Below are 18,059 nucleotides of genomic sequence, written 5' to 3'. Positions count from 1 at the left end.
TCCCCGCAGAAAAATGCTTATAATGCCCAGCGTTTTTCTCCGCTTTTACTGCCCGCGCGGGTCGTTCTCGTTTAGACGAGACCCTGACGCCAAATTCATTCTTTGCCCTGGATGTCCAAAAGCCTTGATTCGTCTGCTGAAATTTTTCGGTTGGTCCATCGTCGCCGTTTTCTGCGGACTGCTCTTAGGTCTCAGCGGCGCTTATCTTTACCTTAGTCCGGGTTTGCCATCCGTGGAGGCGCTGAGAAGCATTCAGTTGCAGATTCCATTACGGGTGTACAGCAGCGACAACAAATTGATCGCAGAATTTGGCGAAATGCGCCGTACTCCGATCCGTTTCGCCGACATTCCGCCCAATTTCATTAATGCGTTACTAAGTGCTGAAGACGACAATTTCGCCAACCACTATGGCGTTGACCCGAGCAGCCTGATGCGTGCCGCGACCCAACTGGTCAAGAGCGGGCACATCCAGTCCGGTGGCAGCACCATCACCATGCAGGTAGCGAAGAACTTCTTCCTGTCCAGCGAACGCAGCTTCTCGCGTAAAACCACGGAAATCCTTCTCGCCCTGCAGATCGAACGACAGCTGACCAAGGACGAGATTCTTGAGCTGTACGTGAACAAGATCTATCTGGGTAACCGCGCCTACGGCATCGAGGCGGCGGCACAGGTTTACTACGGCAAATCGATCCGTGACGTGACCCTGGCGCAGATGGCCATGATTGCCGGCCTGCCCAAGGCCCCGTCGCGCTTCAACCCGCTGGCCAATCCGGCGCGCAGCAAGGAGCGTCGTGACTGGATCCTGGGCCGTATGTACAAGCTCGGGAAAATCACCGAAGCCGACTACACCACCGCAATCAACGAGCCGCTGAACGCCAGCTATCACGTGCCGACTCCGGAAGTGAACGCGCCGTACATCGCGGAAATGGCCCGTGCCGAAATGGTTGGCCGTTATGGCAGCGACGCCTACACCGAGGGTTTCCGCGTTACGACTACGGTGCCGAGCAACCTTCAGGAACTGGCCAACACCGCCATCCATGAAGGCTTGATGACCTACGACCAGCGCCATGGCTATCGCGGGCCCGAGTCCAGACTGGCGGGCAAGACTCGCGACGCATGGGCCACCGAACTGACCAAGCAGCGCACCATCAGTACCCTTGAGCCGGCCATCGTCACCCAGGTCGACAAGAACGGCGTGCAAGTGATGACCCGCACCGGCGACGAACATGTCGGCTGGGACAGCATGAAATGGGCGCGCCCGTTCCTGAATACCAACAGCATGGGCGCTGCACCGAAGCAGCCGTCTGATGTGGTTCAGGTCGGCGATCTGATCCGCGTACAACGCCAGCCGGACAACTCGCTGAAATTCAGCCAGATCCCGCAGGCCCAGGGCGCACTGGTGTCCCTTGACCCGCAGAACGGCGCGATTCGCTCGCTGGTCGGCGGCTTTGCCTTCGAGCAGAGCAATTACAACCGCGCCATGCAGGCCAAGCGTCAGCCGGGTTCGAGCTTCAAGCCGTTCGTCTACAGCGCGGCACTGGACAACGGCTACACCGCCGCCACACTGGTGAACGACGCCCCGATCGTGTTCGTCGACGAGTACCTGGACAAGGTCTGGCGCCCGAAGAACGACACCAACACGTTCCTTGGCCCGATCCGCCTGCGTGAAGGCCTGTACAAGTCCCGTAACCTGGTATCGATCCGCTTGGTGCAGGCGATGGGCGTTGGCAAGACCATCGACTACATCACCCGCTTCGGTTTCAACAAGCAAGACCTGCCGCCCAACCTGTCCCTGGCCCTGGGGACCGCGACCCTGACGCCGATGGAAATCGCTACCGGCTGGAGCACTTTCGCCAACGGCGGCTACAAGATCACCCCGTACATCATCGACAAGATCGAAAGCCGTAGCGGTGACACGCTGTTCGTCGCCAACCCGCCGAGCGTGCCTCAGGGCGATGCGGCGACCAGCGGCATTGCTGCTCCGGCCAGCCAGTCGTTCACGGTCAATCCGACGCCAGGTGAGGCGCCAGCCGCTCCAGATGCGGCCCCGCAAGCCCCGGCGGTGGCGGAACGCGTTGTCGATGGCCGTACCACCTACATCCTCAACAGCATGCTGGAGGACGTGATCAAACTCGGTACGGGCCGTCGTGCACTGGCTCTGGGCCGTCCGGACATCGCGGGTAAAACCGGTACGACCAACGATTCCAAGGATGCGTGGTTCTCCGGCTACAACGCCGATTACGTGACCACGGTCTGGACCGGTTTCGACCAACCGGAAAGCCTCGGGCGCCGGGAGTTTGGTGGCACTGTCGCGCTACCGATCTGGATGAACTACATGGGCGCTGCGCTCAAGGGCAAGCCACCGCATACGCAAGCAGAGCCGGAAGGCATCCTCAGCCTGCGCGTTGACCCGGTCAGTGGCCGCGCGGCCACGCCAAGCACGCCTGGTGCGTACTTCGAGCTGTTCAAGTCCGAAGACACGCCACCATCGGTCAACGAACTGGGCAACGGCACCGCACCAGGCAGCCCGCTGCCAGCGGATGAAGCGGCGCCGATCGATTTGTTCTGATCGCCTGGCAACACCAGAAAGCCCCGCCTTTCGGAAGAAGAGCGGGGCTTTTTTTGCCTTTGGGTTTGAACATTGCCTTATTGATGCGGTGCCTGTGATGACCACTTCGCGGGCAAGCCCGCTCCCACAAGGGATCTCAGTGGACTCCTGATTTGTGAACAACCAGGATCAACTGTGGGAGCGAGCCTGCTCGCGAAGAGGCCATGACAGGCAGCGCATAAACCACAGGCAATAAAAAACCCCGGCTCAATCTAGAACCGGGGTTTGGGTTGAAGCGCTACAACGGCTTAGCCGTTGAACACGTCATCCACGCTTTTCAGCGGGTAGTTCTTCGGATACGGCAGGGTTGCCACGCCAGTCTCGATTGCGGCCTTGGCCACGGCATCGGAAATCACGGTGATCAGACGGGCGTCCATTGGTTTCGGGATGATGTACTCACGACCGAATTCCAGTTTGATGCCGCCGTAGGCGTCGCACACTTCCTGAGGCACTGGCAGCTTGGCCAGTTCGCGCAGGGCGTTGGCGGCAGCCACTTTCATTTCTTCGTTGATGCGCTTGGCGCGAACGTCCAGGGCACCACGGAAGATGAATGGGAAGCCCAGTACGTTGTTGACCTGGTTCGGGTAGTCCGAACGGCCAGTGGCCATGATCACGTCGTCACGGGTAGCGTGAGCCAGTTCCGGGGAGATTTCCGGATCCGGGTTGGAGCACGCGAACACGATCGGGTTGGCCGCCATGGACTTCAGGCCTTCAGCGCTCAGCAGGTTCGGGCCGGACAGACCCACGAACACGTCTGCGCCTTTCAGGGCGTCAGCCAGGGTGCGTTTTTCGGTCGGGTGAGCGAAAACAGCCTTGTACTGGTTCAGGTCGTCACGGCCGGAGTGGATCACGCCGGTACGGTCAACCATGAAGATGTTTTCAATGTTGGCACCCATGCTCACCAGCAATTTCATGCAGGAGATGGCGGCCGCACCGGCGCCCAGGCAGACGATCTTGGCGTCTTGCAGGGTTTTGCCAGCGATTTCCAGGGCGTTGATCATGCCGGCGGCGGTCACGATAGCGGTGCCGTGCTGGTCATCGTGGAAAACCGGGATGTCGCACTGTTCGATCAGGGAGCGCTCGATCTCAAAGCACTCAGGCGCCTTGATGTCTTCCAGGTTGATGCCACCGAAAGTGATGGAGATACGCTTGACGGTGTCGATGAAGGCTTGCGGGCTTTCGGAATCAACTTCGATGTCGAACACGTCGATGCCGGCGAAGCGCTTGAACAGTACGCCCTTGCCTTCCATCACTGGCTTGGAAGCCAATGGGCCGAGATTACCCAGGCCGAGAATCGCGGTGCCATCGGAAATGACTGCAACCAGGTTGCCTTTACCGGTGTATTTGTAGGCCAGTTCAGGATCGCGGGCGATTTCGCGTACTGGTTCGGCTACGCCGGGGCTGTAGGCCAGCGACAGGTCGCGGGCGGTAGCAGTGGCCTTGGTGAGCTCGACACTCAGCTTACCTGGACGAGGATGGGCATGATATTCGAGAGCGGCAGTTTTCAGATCAGACATGGGGGCATTCCGCTTTTTACTGTTGGACAGACTGGTCGCCGAGGATACGCGCCTCGCAAAGTCCCCACAAGACTGACCAGTCACCCCTGTCAAGCGCCCCGCCCTACGACTTTGGGCCAAGAGCCACGGAACACAAGGGCTTGACTGTTCACAATCCTATTGAAAAATGTCTACAATTTTTTCTTACGGCGCCGCCGAAAGCATTGAAGGATCAGTCAATGGTAACAACCAGCGCGACTGACCGGCCTCGAGCCCACCACGGCGCGAACGATCGACTACCCAGCCACGGGCTTCGATTTGCTGGCCTTTGAGCCGTTCCAGCGAGCGTACATCGAACCGGCTCAGTAAATTGGGTGCAATACGCAATACAACCGAACCGCGCAATTCGATCCAAACCCCGCCTTGATTACGCTGCACCTTGCTCACGAGCCCAGTGACCAGAACAAAACCGGACGCGCGAATCTGCTCCGCTTTCAGTACAGGCGAATGCCGCCACAACCCCAGCCGGGCCTGCCGGGCACTGCGTTCTGCGGCCTGCTGACAGTCGGCCAAATCGACGTTCGGTGCTATGGCGACCTGAAAACCGAGGCCCTCGGCGAGCAGTTGCGCCTCAAGATTGGCACCGTCAGCGCCATAGACGTGGGCCAGCGTACGTCCGTAACGATCTTTAGCCTCTTTGCCCGGCAGCAAGCCGACCCGTGCGCCACTGGCAGCGACGAGTGTTTCCAGACGTTTGCGCGCCGCCACGGCGAACGGCTGGTCGGTTCGACCTTTCTTGCCCAGCTCGGGTGTGTCCAGGCCAATCATGCGTACGCTGCGACCATCCTTCAGGCGCAGGGTGTCGCCGTCCACCACCCGCTGCACCACCACGGGCGTCAACCCTGGCGGCGCCGGACAAAAGGCCTGGGCGGCAGACAGCCAAATCGCGGACACAAAAAAGGCGCCCGCAAGGGACGCCTTTTTCAACAGCAGGGAAAAGCCCATCGGGCTTTTCAGCCTTACTCTGCAGCAGGAGCCTTGGCTTTGCCAAAAGCACCGAAACGGTCTGCGAAGCGCTGTACACGGCCGCCAGTATCCAGAGTCTTCTGCTTACCGGTGTAGAACGGGTGGCACTCGTTGCATACGTCAGTACCCAGTGGCTTGCACAGGTTCGAACGGGTTTCGAACTTGTTGCCGCAGCTGCAAGTTACTTCGATGGTTTCGTATGCTGGATGGATATCGGCTTTCATGATGTATTCCTCAGGCTAGCGTGCCGCCACTCAACACTATTGTTGAATACCGCACGTAATTAGGCCGCGGATTCTACCAGACAATGCAAATCGCGCAAGCTGTCGCTTACACCGACCGTCTGCTAGGCTCCCGGCACTCAGCTCAATCCTTGTGGGAGCGGGCTTGCCCGCTCCCACAGGTTATGCGCACAGCCTTTCTTTATATTGCCCGCCAAAAGAGATCCCCCCGCGTGCCCGACGCCATTTTGCGCCTCGCCTTGCCTTCGCCGCTGCGCCGTCTGTTCGATTACCGCGCCCCGGCCGGGGTTCTGCGCGCCCAGTTGCAGCCCGGCATGCGCTTGCGGGTGCCGTTTGGCCGAAGGGAGATGATCGGGATTCTGGTGGAGGTGACCGACACCAGCGAAGTCCCGGTGGAAAAGCTCAAACCGGCCCTGGCCCTGCTCGACGCCACGGCGCCGCTGCCTGCGGCGCTGTTCAAGTTGTGCCTGTGGACGTCCCAGTATTATCAACACAGCCTCGGCGACACCCTGAGCTGGGCGCTGCCGGTGCTGCTGCGTCAGGGCGAACTGGCCGAAGCGCGCCAGGAACGCTTCTGGTCGGCAGCCCCCGGTGCCAGCCTCGATGACCCGCGTATCGCCCGCGCCCCGCGTCAACGTGAAGCGCTGGCGACATTGGCCCAACATCCCCACGGCGTCGCCCATCAATTGCTGAGTAAATTGATGCTGAGCAAGGACAGCCTGGACTTGTTGCTGGCCAAGGACCTGGTGCACGTGGAGATCCGCCGCCACGCCCCCGGTGCCCGTCACGAACGCTGGCTGGCCCAGCCGGAATTGCCGCTCAACCCCGAGCAGCGCGCCGCTTATGAAGCGATTCGCGCCGGGTTCGACAGCTATCACGCGTTCCTGCTGGCCGGCGTCACCGGCAGCGGCAAGACCGAAGTCTATTTGCAGTTGATCCGCGAAACCCTTGAAGCCGGCAAGCAGGCGCTGGTGCTGATCCCGGAAATCAACCTCGGCCCACAGACCCTGGCGCGCTTCGAGCAACGCTTCAACGCGCGCATCGCGCTGATTCACTCGGCGGTCAATGACCGCGAGCGCCTGGACGCCTGGCTCGCCGCCCGGGACGGTGAGGCCGACATTATTATCGGCACCCGCTCGGCGTTGTTCACCCCGATGAAGAACCCCGGCCTGATTATCATCGACGAAGAGCACGACGGCTCTTATAAACAGCAGGAAGGCCTGCGCTATCACGCCCGCGATCTGGCGCTGGTCCGCGCCCGTCAGGAAAACATCCCGATTGTCCTCGGCTCCGCCACGCCATCGCTGGAAAGCCTGCACAACGCCTACACCGGCCGTTATGGCTTGCTGCGGCTGAACGAACGCGCCGGTGGCGCCAAGCAACCGCGCTTCCTGCGTCTGGATGTAAAAAGCCGTCCGCTGGACAGCGGCATTTCCGGGCCGATGCAGCAAGCCATCGGCCAGACACTCGCTGCCGGCCAGCAAGTGCTGGTGTTTCTCAACCGTCGCGGCTTTGCGCCAACGCTGCTGTGCCACGACTGCGGCTGGATGTCCGAGTGCCAGCGTTGTGATGCGCGGATGACCGTCCACCAGCGTCATGGCGAGCTACGCTGCCACCACTGTGGTTACGTCGAGCGGGTTCCGCGTCATTGCCCCAAGTGCGGCAAAGTTGATTTGCGCCCCGTGGGTGCCGGCACCGAACGGGCGGAAGAACGCCTGGGCATTCTGTTCCCCGATTTCCCGGTACTGCGGGTCGACCGCGACAGCACCTCACGCAAAGATGCAATGAACAAGCTGTTCGCCACCATCCAGAAAGGCGAGCCGTGCATTCTGGTGGGCACGCAAATGCTTGCCAAAGGACACCACTTCCCACGGGTGACCCTGGTGTCGATTCTCGATGCCGACGGCGGGCTGTTCTCCGGCGACTTCCGCGCCAGCGAACGCATGGCACAGTTGATCGTCCAGGTCGCGGGCCGTGCGGGCCGCGCTGAAGAGCCGGGCCGAGTGATCATCCAGACGCATCTGGCGGACCACCCGCTGCTGGTGCAACTGACTGAACAGGGCTACTTCGCCTTTGCCGAACAGGCGCTGAGTGAACGTCGCGCTGCCGGTCTGCCGCCGTTTTCGCATCTGGCACTGTTGCGTGCCGAAGCGCACAAGCCGGGGCAGGCGGAAGGCTTTCTCGATGAAGCGTGCAGCGAGGCGGAACGATTGCTGGCGGAACAGAATCTGACCGGAATCGAATTGCTTGGGCCGGTGCCGGCGCCCATGGAGCGTCGGGCCGGGCGGTATCGTGCCCAGCTATTGTTGCAGGCATCGGCCCGGGCGCCGCTGCATCGACTGTTGAACAGCTGGTTGCTGGCGCTGGAGCAGATGCCCAGTGGGCGGGCGGTGCGCTGGTCGCTGGATGTGGATCCGGTGGATTTGTATTGATTGAACGATTGCCATCGCGGGCAAGCCCGTCTCCCACAGGAGATTGGGGGCGAACACAAAATGTATGAATACCCTGGATCCAATGTGGGAACGGGCTTGCCCGCGAAGAGGCCCGAATAGTCACCACATATCCATAACCTGCCCGCTATAGTTGGCAAGCCCGTCTTCGCAACGGATAATGCCCAGTTTTTCCACCAGCGCATCGAAGCGCCGCCGCGCTTGCGGTCGAAAGAGACCACCATGAAAGACACCATTCGCCAGCTGATCCAACAAGCCATCACCCAACTCGTCAACGAAGGTGTGTTGCCTGAAGGCCTGACGCCAGCGATCCAGGTGGAAAACTCCCGTGACAAGACTCACGGCGATTTCGCCAGCAATATCGCGATGATGCTGGCCAAGCCGGCCGGCATGAAACCCCGCGACCTGGCGGAGAAAATCATCGCCGCCCTGCCGGCAGACGAGAACGTCACCAAGACCGAAATCGCCGGCCCTGGCTTCCTGAATTTCTTCCAGAACACCCAGGCCCTGGCCATTCGCCTGGACGCCGCCCTGGCTGACGCCCACGTCGGCGTGCGCAAGGCGGGCCCGGTGCAGCGCACCGTGGTTGACCTGTCGGCGCCAAACCTGGCCAAAGAGATGCACGTCGGCCACTTGCGCTCGACCATCATCGGCGACGGCGTGGCCCGGGTGCTGGAATTCCTCGGCGACACCGTGATTCGCCAGAACCACGTCGGCGACTGGGGCACGCAGTTCGGCATGCTGATGGCGTACCTGCAGGAAAACCCGATTACCAGCGACGAGCTGTCGGACCTGGAAAACTTCTACCGCGCCGCCAAGCAACGCTTCGACGAATCCGAAGAGTTTGCCGACCGCGCCCGTGGCCTGGTGGTCAAGCTGCAAGCTGGCGACCCGGACTGTCTGGCGCTGTGGACCAAGTTCAAGGACATCTCGCTGTCCCATTGCCAGAAAATCTACGAACTGTTGAACGTCAAACTGACCATGGCCGACGTGATGGGCGAAAGCGCCTACAACGACGACCTGATCAACGTGGTCAACGACCTCAAGGCGGCTGGCATGCTGGTCGAGAGCAATGGCGCGCAGTGCGTGTTCCTCGACGAGTTCAAGAACGCCGACGGCGACCCACTGCCGGTGATCATCGTCAAGGCCGACGGCGGCTACCTCTATGCCACCACCGACCTGGCGGCTGTGCGCTATCGCAGCGGCAAGCTGAAGGCTGATCGTGCGCTGTACTTCGTCGATCAGCGTCAGGCCCTGCACTTCCAGCAGGTGTTCGCTGTAGCGCGCAAAGCCGGCTTCGTGACCCACCCGATGGAAATGGAACACATGGGCTTCGGCACCATGAACGGCCCGGACGGCCGTCCGTTCAAGACCCGCGACGGTGGCACCGTGAAGTTGATCGATCTGCTGATCGAAGCACAGGAACGTGCCTACACGCTGGTGAAGGAAAAGAATCCGGAGATTGCCGAAGACGAGCTGCGCAACATCGCCAAAGTGGTGGGCATCGCTGCGGTGAAATACGCCGACCTGTCCAAGCACCGTACCAGCGACTACAGCTTCAACTTCGACCTGATGCTCAATTTTGAAGGCAACACCGCACCTTACCTGTTGTACGCCTACACTCGCGTGGCCGGTGTGTTCCGCAAGTTGGGCAAAGACTTCAGCGAAGTCGAAGGCCAGATTGTTCTGGACGCAACACATGAACACGAGCTGGCTGCAAAGCTGGCGCAGTTCGGCGAAGTGCTGAACAACGTTTGCGACAAAGGGACGCCGCACATCCTCTGCACCTACCTGTACGATGTCGCCGGCCTGTTCTCCAGCTTCTACGAGAACTGCCCTATTCTCAGCGCCGACACCCCGGCGCAAATGCAGAGCCGTCTGCGCCTCGCCGCGCTGACCGGTCGAACACTCAAGCAAGGCCTGGAACTCTTGGGTCTGGAAACTCTGGAGCGTATGTAAGTTGGCTGCCAAGAAAAAACCTGCACCCAAGCGTGGCGCCAGCCGTTACCAAGCTCCTGCGAAGCAACCGATCCCGGGTTGGCTGTGGATGGCCATCGGCCTGACGGTCGGCGCGTTCATCGTGTTTCTGATGAAGCTGGAGCCAGGCAAGGGCAGCGACGTGGTCAAGCGCGACAAGGTGGAGCAACAGAAAGCCACCAAGATCGCCGAGGCCAACAAGACCCCGCCGAGCCCGACGCAACCGGTGAAGCCGAAGTACGATTTCTACACCTTGCTGCCGGAATCGGAAGTGATCGTGCCGCCTGACGCCGTGCCGGAGAAAACCCTGCCGACGCCACAAGTGCCGACCACTCCGGTAACCCCGGCGGAAGCGGCGAAGATCGATACGGCACGGGCTCAGGCTGCTCTGTCGGGGATCACCCCGCCGCCAGCGCCGCCGGTTTCCAAAGCCGCGCCGGTGACCAAGTTCTTCCTCCAGGCCGGTTCGTTCCGCAAAGAGGCGGACGCAGACAAGGTTCGGGCGCAGATCATCTTGCTCGGGCAGGCGGTGGCGGTTGAGTCCGGGACCGTGAAAGATGAAACCTGGTATCGGGTCCTGGTCGGGCCGTTCAGCAATCGCGAGCAACTGACCACGGCACAGAAACAACTGGCCGGCAGCGGGTTTAGCAATCTGTTGTTACAACAACGCCAGAGCCGCTAATCCGGCAAAAAATCTGCTTTTGTGGCGAGGGAGCTTGCTCGCGCTGGAGCGCGCAGCACTCCCGAATCCAGCAACCCCGGCACCAGGCCAACCCTGGTGCCGGGGTTTACGACTGCTTCGCAGCCGAGCGGGAGCAAGCTCCCTCGCCACAACCGCTCCCCTTCTACCTTTAACACCGCTCGTCCCCTCTCCTTCCCCACGGTTGAAAAACGCTCCACCACCCCCATATGAGTTGGCATAAGGCATTTTCGCCCCGCTGCGTGGAGACTCTCCCTTGACCACCATCGTTTCAGTTCGCCGCCACGGCAAAGTCGTCATGGGCGGCGACGGCCAGGTTTCTCTCGGCAATACCGTGATGAAAGGCAACGCGAAGAAAGTTCGTCGCCTGTACCACGGCCAGGTTATTGCCGGTTTTGCCGGGGCCACCGCTGACGCCTTCACCTTGTTCGAGCGCTTCGAAGGCCAACTGGAGAAACACCAAGGTCACCTGGTACGCGCTGCCGTCGAGCTCGCCAAAGAATGGCGTACCGACCGCTCCCTGAGCCGCCTGGAAGCCATGCTCGCGGTCGCCAACAAAGACGCCTCACTGATCATCACCGGCAACGGCGATGTGGTTGAACCGGAAAATGGCCTGATCGCCATGGGTTCCGGTGGTGGCTATGCTCAAGCCGCCGCCAGCGCACTGTTGAAAAAGACCGACCTGTCGGCCCGTGAAATCGTCGAAACCGCCCTCGGTATCGCCGCCGACATTTGTGTATTCACCAACCACACCCAGACCATTGAGGAGCAGGACTGCGCCGAGTAAGTCCGTGTTGGCCCAGCGCCACGGCTCATTCTTGCTTGAGGTCCGATAAATATTATGTCCATGACTCCCCGCGAAATCGTCCACGAACTCAATCGCCATATCATCGGCCAGGACGATGCCAAACGCGCCGTCGCCATCGCGCTGCGTAACCGCTGGCGCCGGATGCAACTGCCTGAAGAACTGCGCGTTGAAGTAACCCCCAAGAACATCCTGATGATCGGCCCGACCGGTGTCGGTAAAACCGAGATCGCCCGTCGCCTGGCCAAACTGGCCAACGCGCCGTTCATCAAGGTCGAAGCGACCAAGTTCACCGAAGTCGGCTATGTCGGTCGTGACGTCGAATCGATCATTCGTGATCTGGCCGATGCCGCCATCAAGCTGTTGCGCGAACAGGAAATGACCAAGGTTCGCCATCGCGCCGAAGACGCTGCCGAAGATCGCATCCTCGACGCCCTGCTGCCGCCGGCCCGTATGGGTTTCAGCAACGAAGAAGCCACACAGTCGACCGATTCCAATACCCGTCAGCTGTTCCGCAAGCGCCTGCGCGAAGGTCAGCTGGATGACAAGGAGATCGAAATCGAAGTCGCCGAAGTGGCGGGCGTCGATATCTCCGCGCCACCGGGCATGGAAGAAATGACCAACCAACTGCAAAGCCTGTTTGCCAACATGGGCAAGGGCAAGAAGAAAAGCCGCAAGCTCAAGGTCAAGGAAGCGCTGAAACTGGTGCGCGATGAAGAAGCCGGTCGCCTGGTCAACGAAGAAGAGTTGAAGGCCAAGGCCCTGGAAGCGGTCGAGCAGCACGGTATCGTGTTCATCGACGAAATCGACAAAGTGGCCAAGCGCGGCAACTCTGGCGGCGTCGATGTGTCCCGCGAAGGCGTGCAGCGCGACTTGCTGCCGCTGATCGAAGGCTGCACCGTCAACACCAAGCTGGGCATGGTCAAGACCGACCACATCCTGTTCATCGCCTCCGGCGCGTTCCACCTGAGCAAGCCGAGCGATCTGGTGCCGGAACTGCAAGGTCGTCTGCCAATCCGCGTTGAACTCAAGGCGCTGACACCGGAAGACTTCGAACGCATCCTCAGCGAACCGCATGCCTCGCTCACCGAGCAATATTGCGCACTGCTGAAAACCGAAGGCCTGACGATCGAGTTCCAGCCGGACGGCATCAAGCGTATTGCCGAGATCGCCTGGCAAGTCAACGAGAAGACCGAGAACATCGGTGCCCGCCGCCTGCACACGCTGCTGGAGCGCCTGCTGGAAGAGGTGTCGTTCAGTGCCGGCGACCTGGCCAGTGCCCACGACGACAAGGTGATCATTATCGACGCCGAGTACGTCAACAGCCACCTGGGTGAATTGGCGCAGAACGAAGACCTGTCCCGTTATATCCTGTAGGTCACCTACTGTGTGAGCGGGCTTCTGTGGCGAGGGAGCTTGCTCCCGCTGGGTCGCGAAGCGGCCCCAAAATCAGCGAATGCGGTTTATCAGCAACACCGCATTGGCCGGATTTACGACTGCTGCGCAGCCGAGCGGGAGCAAGCTCCCTCGCCACAGGATCACCCGCCGACACAGGGCCTTCATCAAGACGGACGACCGGCCCCATGACGACCCAACTCCCCATCGCCATCAACCTGCACAAAGCCTCGAAAACCCTGACGCTCAAATACGCGTCCGGCGAGGAGCATCATCTGCCCGCCGAGTTCCTGCGCGTGCACTCTCCTTCCGCCGAGGTCCAGGGCCACGGCAAACCCATCCTGCAATTTGGCAAGATCGCGGTAGGCCTGACCAAGGTCGAGCCGGCCGGTCAGTACGCACTGAAATTGACCTTCGACGACGGCCACGACAGCGGCCTGTTCACCTGGGAATATCTCTACCAACTGGGCATGCGTCAGGAAGCGCTCTGGAGCGATTACCTCGCCGAACTAAAAGCCGCCGGTAAAACCCGCGACCCGAACGAGTCCATCGTCAAGCTGATGCTCTAGGTCGGGCCTCTGGCTGTTTAGAGGGCATTTTCTAATTCCATCTGTTTGAATGCTTGGCTGCAAGGTCAATGATTGGCCTGCTTGCGAAAAAAATTAAACTCGGGTAACCAATGGAGCTGGCAAGTTCCCTGCAATGCTCTCTGAATTGAAAAGCAGCGATTGATGCAGAATTAACGGTCACCCGAGCAGTAGTACCTGGCATTGGCTGTGTGACTACATGGCTGGACTCAGGTACTCGTCTCAGGACAATGGAGCGTCGTAGATGAGTAACAAGAACAACGATGACCTGAAGTATCAAGCCTCGGAAAACACCCTGGGGCTTAATCCTGTTGTTGGGCTACGCGGAAAGGATCTGCTGGCCTCTGCCCGAATGGTGCTCAGACAAGCCATCAGGCAACCGATCCACAGCGCCAAGCATGTCGCTCATTTCGGACTTGAACTCAAAAATGTACTGTTCGGCAAATCGGAACTGCAACCGGGTGGCGATGACCGCCGCTTCGCCGATCCAGCCTGGAGCCAGAACCCGCTCTATAAACGTTATCTGCAAACTTATCTGGCGTGGCGCAAAGAACTCCACGACTGGATCGACGACAGCAGCCTCACGGCCAAGGACGTCGCGCGCGGGCATTTCGTGATCAACCTCATGACCGAAGCCATGGCGCCGACCAACAGTGCGGCCAACCCGGCAGCGGTCAAGCGCTTCTTCGAAACCGGCGGCAAAAGCCTGCTGGACGGCTTGTCTCATCTGGCCAAGGACATCGTGCACAACGGCGGCATGCCGAGCCAGGTCAATATGGGCGCCTTCGAAGTCGGCAAGAGCCTGGGCGTGACCGAAGGCGCGGTGGTGTTTCGCAACGACGTGCTGGAGCTGATCCAGTACAGGCCAATCACCGAGCAGGTGTTCGAACGCCCACTGCTGGTGGTGCCGCCACAGATCAACAAGTTCTATGTATTCGACCTCAGCCCGGACAAGAGTCTGGCGCGTTTCTGCCTGCGCAATAACGTGCAGACGTTCATCGTCAGCTGGCGCAACCCGACCAAGGCACAGCGCGAATGGGGCCTGTCGACCTACATCGAGGCGCTCAAGGAAGCGGTCGATGTGGTCACGGCCATCACCGGAAGCAAAGACGTGAACATGCTCGGCGCCTGCTCCGGCGGCATCACCTGCACCGCCCTGCTGGGCCACTACGCGGCGCTCGGTGAGAAGAAGGTCAATGCCCTGACCCTGCTGGTGAGCGTGCTCGACACCACCCTGGACAGCGACGTGGCCCTGTTCGTCGACGAGCAGACCCTGGAGGCCGCCAAGCGTCACTCCTACCAGGCCGGCGTGCTGGAAGGCCGCGACATGGCGAAAGTCTTCGCCTGGATGCGCCCCAACGACCTGATCTGGAACTACTGGGTCAACAACTATCTGCTGGGCAACGAGCCGCCGGTATTCGACATCCTGTTCTGGAACAACGACACGACCCGGCTGCCAGCGGCGTTCCATGGCGACCTGATCGAGATGTTCAAAAATAACCCGCTCATTCGTCCCAACGCACTGGAAGTGTGCGGCACCGCCATCGACCTGAAGCAGGTGACCGCCGACATTTTCTCCCTGGCTGGCACCAACGACCACATCACTCCGTGGAAGTCCTGCTACAAGTCGGCGCAGCTGTTTGGCGGCAACGTGGAGTTCGTGCTGTCCAGCAGCGGGCATATCCAGAGCATTCTGAACCCGCCTGGCAACCCGAAATCACGCTACATGACCAGCATCGATATGCCAGTCAAAGCCGAGGACTGGCAGGAGAATTCCACCAAGCACACCGATTCCTGGTGGCTGCACTGGCAGGCCTGGCAGGGCGAACGCTCGGGCAAGTTGAAGAAGTCCCCGACCGCACTGGGCAACAAAACCTACTCGGCGGGCGAAGCCGCCCCAGGCACTTACGTACACGAGCGGTAACTGACACACCTCAACCCCAATGTGGGAGCGGGCTTGCTCGCGAAAGCGGTCGTTCATTCAACATTGATGTCGACTGACCTGACGCCTTCGCGAGCAAGCCCGCTCCCACAGGGGATCGAGGATGAATTTGAAAGAGTGACCCACAGGGCCAGAAGCATGCCGCAACCGTTCATATTCCGTACCGTCGATCTGGATGGCCAGACGCTCCGCACCGCGGTACGCCCCGGCAAGCCTCACTTGACGCCCTTGCTGATTTTCAACGGTATCGGCGCCAACCTTGAGCTGGTGTTTCCGTTCGTCGCCGCGCTGGACCCGGACCTGGAGGTCATTGCCTTCGACGTGCCCGGTGTCGGCGGCTCCTCGACGCCGAACCGGCCGTACCGCTTCCCCGGCCTGGCCAAACTGACGGCGCGCATGCTCGACTACCTCGACTACGGGCAGGTCAATGTGATTGGCGTATCGTGGGGCGGCGCCCTCGCGCAGCAGTTCGCCTACGACTATCCCGAGCGCTGTAAAAAACTGGTGCTGGCGGCCACGGCAGCCGGTGCGGTGATGGTGCCCGGCAAGCCGAAAGTACTGTGGATGATGGCCAGTCCCCGGCGCTATATCCAGCCGTCCCATGTGATCCGCATCGCGCCGATGATCTACGGCGGCTCGTTCCGCCGCGACCCGACGCTGGCCGCCAGCCATGCGGCGAAAGTCCGTTCGGCGGGCAAACTGGGCTACTACTGGCAGCTGTTCGCCGGCCTCGGCTGGACCAGCATTCACTGGCTGCACAAGATCCATCAACCGACGCTGGTACTGGCCGGCGATGACGATCCGCTGATCCCGCTGATCAACATGCGCCTGCTCGCCTGGCGCATTCCCAACGCCCAGTTGCACATCATCGATGACGGGCATCTGTTCCTGATTACTCGGGCCGAAGCGGTGGCGCCGATCATCATGAAATTCCTGGAGGAAGAACGTCAGCGTGCGGTGATGCATCCGCAGCCTGCACCACTGGGCGGTTAAGCCCTCGCTTTATTGATGGAAAGGGGCCGGCAGGATGCCGCGCCGCGCAACAAGCCGTAACAGCGTCTATCTTGATCTGTTTGGTGTGTTTGTTCTTGGCCTGATGACGAAGGAGTGTTGACTCATGCGCGACAAACCAGCGACGGGCTCGTTGCCCACACCCGCCGCGTTCATCAATGCACAAAGTGCGATAACCGGCCTGCGTGGCCGGGATCTGTTGTCGACCCTGCGCAGCGTCGCCGCGCACGGCTTGCGTAACCCGGTGCACAGCGCCCGGCACGCATTGAAACTTGGCGGCCAGCTGGGCCGGGTATTGCTGGGCGAAACCCTGCACCCGACCAACCCGCAGGACAGTCGCTTTAGCGACCCGGCGTGGAGCCTCAATCCGTTTTACCGACGCAGTTTGCAGGCCTACCTGAGCTGGCAGAAGGAGGTCAAAAGCTGGATCGACGAAAGCAACATGAGCCCCGACGATCGCGCCCGTGCGCACTTCGCCTTCGCGCTGCTCAACGACGCGGTAGCGCCCTCCAACACCCTGCTGAATCCGCTGGCGATCAAGGAGATTTTCAACTCCGGCGGCAACAGCCTGGTACGTGGTATCAGCCATCTGGTCGATGACTTCCTGCACAACGACGGCCTGCCACGGCAGGTGACCAAGCAGGCTTTCGAAGTCGGCAAGACCGTCGCCACCACGACCGGCTCGGTGGTGTTTCGAAACGAGCTGCTGGAGCTGATCCAGTACAAGCCGATGAGCGAAAAGCAGTACGCCAAACCGCTGCTGATCGTGCCACCACAGATCAACAAGTACTACATTTTCGACCTGAGCCCGACCAACAGCTTCGCTCAGTTCGCCCTGAAAAATGGCCTGCAAACCTTTGTGATCAGTTGGCGAAATCCGGACGTGCGTCACCGCGAGTGGGGACTTTCGACCTACGTCGAAGCGGCAGAGGAAGCGATGAACGTCTGCCGGGCGATCACCGGTTCGCGCGAGGTCAACCTGATGGGCGCCTGCGCCGGCGGCATGACCATCGCCGCGTTGCAAGGCCATCTCCAGGCCAAGCGGCAACTGCGCCGGGTGTCGAGCGCGACCTATCTGGTCAGTCTGCTCGACAGCCAGATGGACAGCCCCGCCACGCTGTTCGCCGACGAACAGACCCTGGAAGCGGCCAAGCGCCGTTCCTATCAGAAAGGCGTGCTGGACGGTCGCGACATGGCCAAGGTGTTCGCCTGGATGCGCCCCAACGATTTGATCTGGAGCTACTTCGTCAACAACTACCTGTTGGGCAAAGAGCCGCCGGCTTTCGACATTCTCTACTGGAACAACGACAACACCCGCCTGCCCGCCGCCTTCCACGGCGACCTGCTGGACTTCTTCAAGCACAACCCGCTGAGCCATCCGGGCGGCCTTGAAGTGTGCGGCACGCCGATCGATCTGCAAAAAGTCACCGTCGACAGTTTCAGCGTCGCCGGCATGAACGACCACATCACCCCTTGGGACGCGGTCTATCGCTCGACGCTGTTGCTGGGCGGCGAGCGGCGTTTCGTGCTGTCCAACAGCGGCCACGTGCAGAGCATCCTCAACCCGCCGAGCAACCCGAAGGCCAACTACATCGAGAACGGCAAACTGAGCAGCGACCCTCGTGCCTGGTACTACGACGCCAAGCGCGTGGACGGCAGTTGGTGGACTCAATGGCTGGGCTGGATTCAGGAGCGCTCCGGCGCGCAGAAAGAAACCTCGATGACCCTCGGCAACGCCAACTACCCACCTCTGGAGGCGGCACCCGGTACTTACGTGCGCGTGCGCTGACTTCAACCCACCACGGCCCGCGCGGCCGTGG

Annotated in this window: 13 protein-coding genes; 10 read left to right on the top strand and 3 right to left on the bottom strand. The window is 60.7% G+C overall.

Annotated features, from left to right (window positions below):
• The first annotated feature begins 127 nt into the window (after positions 1-127).
• Positions 128-2,569: a penicillin-binding protein 1A gene (locus POF45_RS18140; RefSeq protein WP_431978629.1), complete on the top strand. Its 2,442-nt coding sequence runs from the start codon at positions 128-130 to the stop codon at positions 2,567-2,569.
• Positions 2,570-2,856: 287 nt separating this feature from the next.
• On the opposite strand, the gene POF45_RS18135 is transcribed toward POF45_RS18140, so the two are convergent.
• The 3 genes from POF45_RS18135 to rpmE all read right to left on the bottom strand — a co-directional run bounded on the left by POF45_RS18135 (position 2,857) and on the right by rpmE (position 5,354).
• On the bottom strand, positions 2,857-4,125 hold the full coding sequence (locus POF45_RS18135; RefSeq protein WP_259498541.1) for a malic enzyme-like NAD(P)-binding protein: 1,269 nt from the start codon (positions 4,123-4,125) through the stop codon (positions 2,857-2,859).
• 183 nt (positions 4,126-4,308) lie between these two features.
• On the bottom strand, positions 4,309-5,109 hold the full coding sequence (locus POF45_RS18130) for a thermonuclease family protein (RefSeq protein WP_282316295.1): 801 nt from the start codon (positions 5,107-5,109) through the stop codon (positions 4,309-4,311).
• A 14-nt stretch (positions 5,110-5,123) separates the two neighbouring features.
• Positions 5,124-5,354: a 50S ribosomal protein L31 gene (gene rpmE, locus POF45_RS18125; protein ID WP_259498538.1), complete on the bottom strand. Its 231-nt coding sequence runs from the start codon at positions 5,352-5,354 to the stop codon at positions 5,124-5,126.
• A gap of 230 nt (positions 5,355-5,584) precedes the next feature.
• On the opposite strand from rpmE, the gene POF45_RS18120 reads away from it, so the two are divergent.
• The 9 genes from POF45_RS18120 (at position 5,585) to phaC (POF45_RS18075) (ending at position 18,028) form a co-directional block, all read left to right on the top strand.
• On the top strand, positions 5,585-7,804 hold the full coding sequence (locus tag POF45_RS18120) for a primosomal protein N' (RefSeq protein ID WP_259498536.1): 2,220 nt from the start codon (positions 5,585-5,587) through the stop codon (positions 7,802-7,804).
• A gap of 240 nt (positions 7,805-8,044) precedes the next feature.
• Positions 8,045-9,781: an arginine--tRNA ligase gene (gene argS / locus POF45_RS18115; RefSeq protein WP_259498534.1), complete on the top strand. Its 1,737-nt coding sequence runs from the start codon at positions 8,045-8,047 to the stop codon at positions 9,779-9,781.
• A gap of 1 nt (position 9,782) precedes the next feature.
• Entirely contained in the window at positions 9,783-10,481 is a 699-nt protein-coding gene (locus tag POF45_RS18110) for an SPOR domain-containing protein (RefSeq protein ID WP_259498532.1), read from the top strand.
• A 274-nt stretch (positions 10,482-10,755) separates the two neighbouring features.
• Positions 10,756-11,286 (top strand): ATP-dependent protease subunit HslV, encoded by a 531-nt coding sequence (hslV, locus tag POF45_RS18105; RefSeq protein WP_218439026.1) that lies wholly within the window; start codon positions 10,756-10,758, stop codon positions 11,284-11,286.
• A gap of 54 nt (positions 11,287-11,340) precedes the next feature.
• Positions 11,341-12,681, top strand: a complete 1,341-nt coding sequence (gene hslU / locus POF45_RS18100) for an ATP-dependent protease ATPase subunit HslU (protein WP_282316294.1) — start codon at positions 11,341-11,343, stop codon at positions 12,679-12,681.
• Between the two features lie 206 nt (positions 12,682-12,887).
• Positions 12,888-13,268 (top strand): gamma-butyrobetaine hydroxylase family protein, encoded by a 381-nt coding sequence (locus tag POF45_RS18095; RefSeq protein WP_259498527.1) that lies wholly within the window; start codon positions 12,888-12,890, stop codon positions 13,266-13,268.
• Between the two features lie 262 nt (positions 13,269-13,530).
• The gene (gene phaC / locus POF45_RS18090) at positions 13,531-15,210 is read left to right on the top strand and encodes a class II poly(R)-hydroxyalkanoic acid synthase (protein WP_259498525.1); all 1,680 of its coding nucleotides are present in this window, start codon (positions 13,531-13,533) and stop codon (positions 15,208-15,210) included.
• Positions 15,211-15,366: 156 nt separating this feature from the next.
• Complete coding sequence (gene phaZ, locus POF45_RS18080) at positions 15,367-16,221, top strand: poly(3-hydroxyalkanoate) depolymerase (RefSeq protein WP_259498523.1); 855 nt, start codon at positions 15,367-15,369, stop codon at positions 16,219-16,221.
• 124 nt (positions 16,222-16,345) lie between these two features.
• Positions 16,346-18,028 (top strand): class II poly(R)-hydroxyalkanoic acid synthase, encoded by a 1,683-nt coding sequence (gene phaC, locus POF45_RS18075; RefSeq protein ID WP_259498521.1) that lies wholly within the window; start codon positions 16,346-16,348, stop codon positions 18,026-18,028.
• Positions 18,029-18,059: the final 31 nt, after the last annotated feature.

The organism is Pseudomonas fungipugnans (genome assembly GCF_029955235.1).
Taxonomy (GTDB): domain Bacteria; phylum Pseudomonadota; class Gammaproteobacteria; order Pseudomonadales; family Pseudomonadaceae; genus Aquipseudomonas; species Aquipseudomonas fungipugnans.
This window is presented reverse-complemented; position numbering and strand designations above follow the sequence as displayed.

Bases quoted from the DNA above. Each gene is read 5' to 3' on its own strand.
- POF45_RS18135 (WP_259498541.1), bottom strand. From the start codon at position 4,125: ATGTCTGATCTGAAAACTGCCGCTCTCGAATATCATGCCCATCCTCGT.
- POF45_RS18130 (WP_282316295.1), bottom strand. From the start codon at position 5,109: ATGGGCTTTTCCCTGCTGTTGAAAAAGGCGTCCCTTGCGGGCGCCTTT.
- rpmE (WP_259498538.1), bottom strand. From the start codon at position 5,354: ATGAAAGCCGATATCCATCCAGCATACGAAACCATCGAAGTAACTTGC.
- argS (WP_259498534.1), top strand. From the start codon at position 8,045: ATGAAAGACACCATTCGCCAGCTGATCCAACAAGCCATCACCCAACTC.
- hslU (WP_282316294.1), top strand. From the start codon at position 11,341: ATGTCCATGACTCCCCGCGAAATCGTCCACGAACTCAATCGCCATATC.
- POF45_RS18095 (WP_259498527.1), top strand. From the start codon at position 12,888: ATGACGACCCAACTCCCCATCGCCATCAACCTGCACAAAGCCTCGAAA.
- phaC (WP_259498525.1), top strand. From the start codon at position 13,531: ATGAGTAACAAGAACAACGATGACCTGAAGTATCAAGCCTCGGAAAAC.
- phaZ (WP_259498523.1), top strand. From the start codon at position 15,367: ATGCCGCAACCGTTCATATTCCGTACCGTCGATCTGGATGGCCAGACG.
- phaC (WP_259498521.1), top strand. From the start codon at position 16,346: ATGCGCGACAAACCAGCGACGGGCTCGTTGCCCACACCCGCCGCGTTC.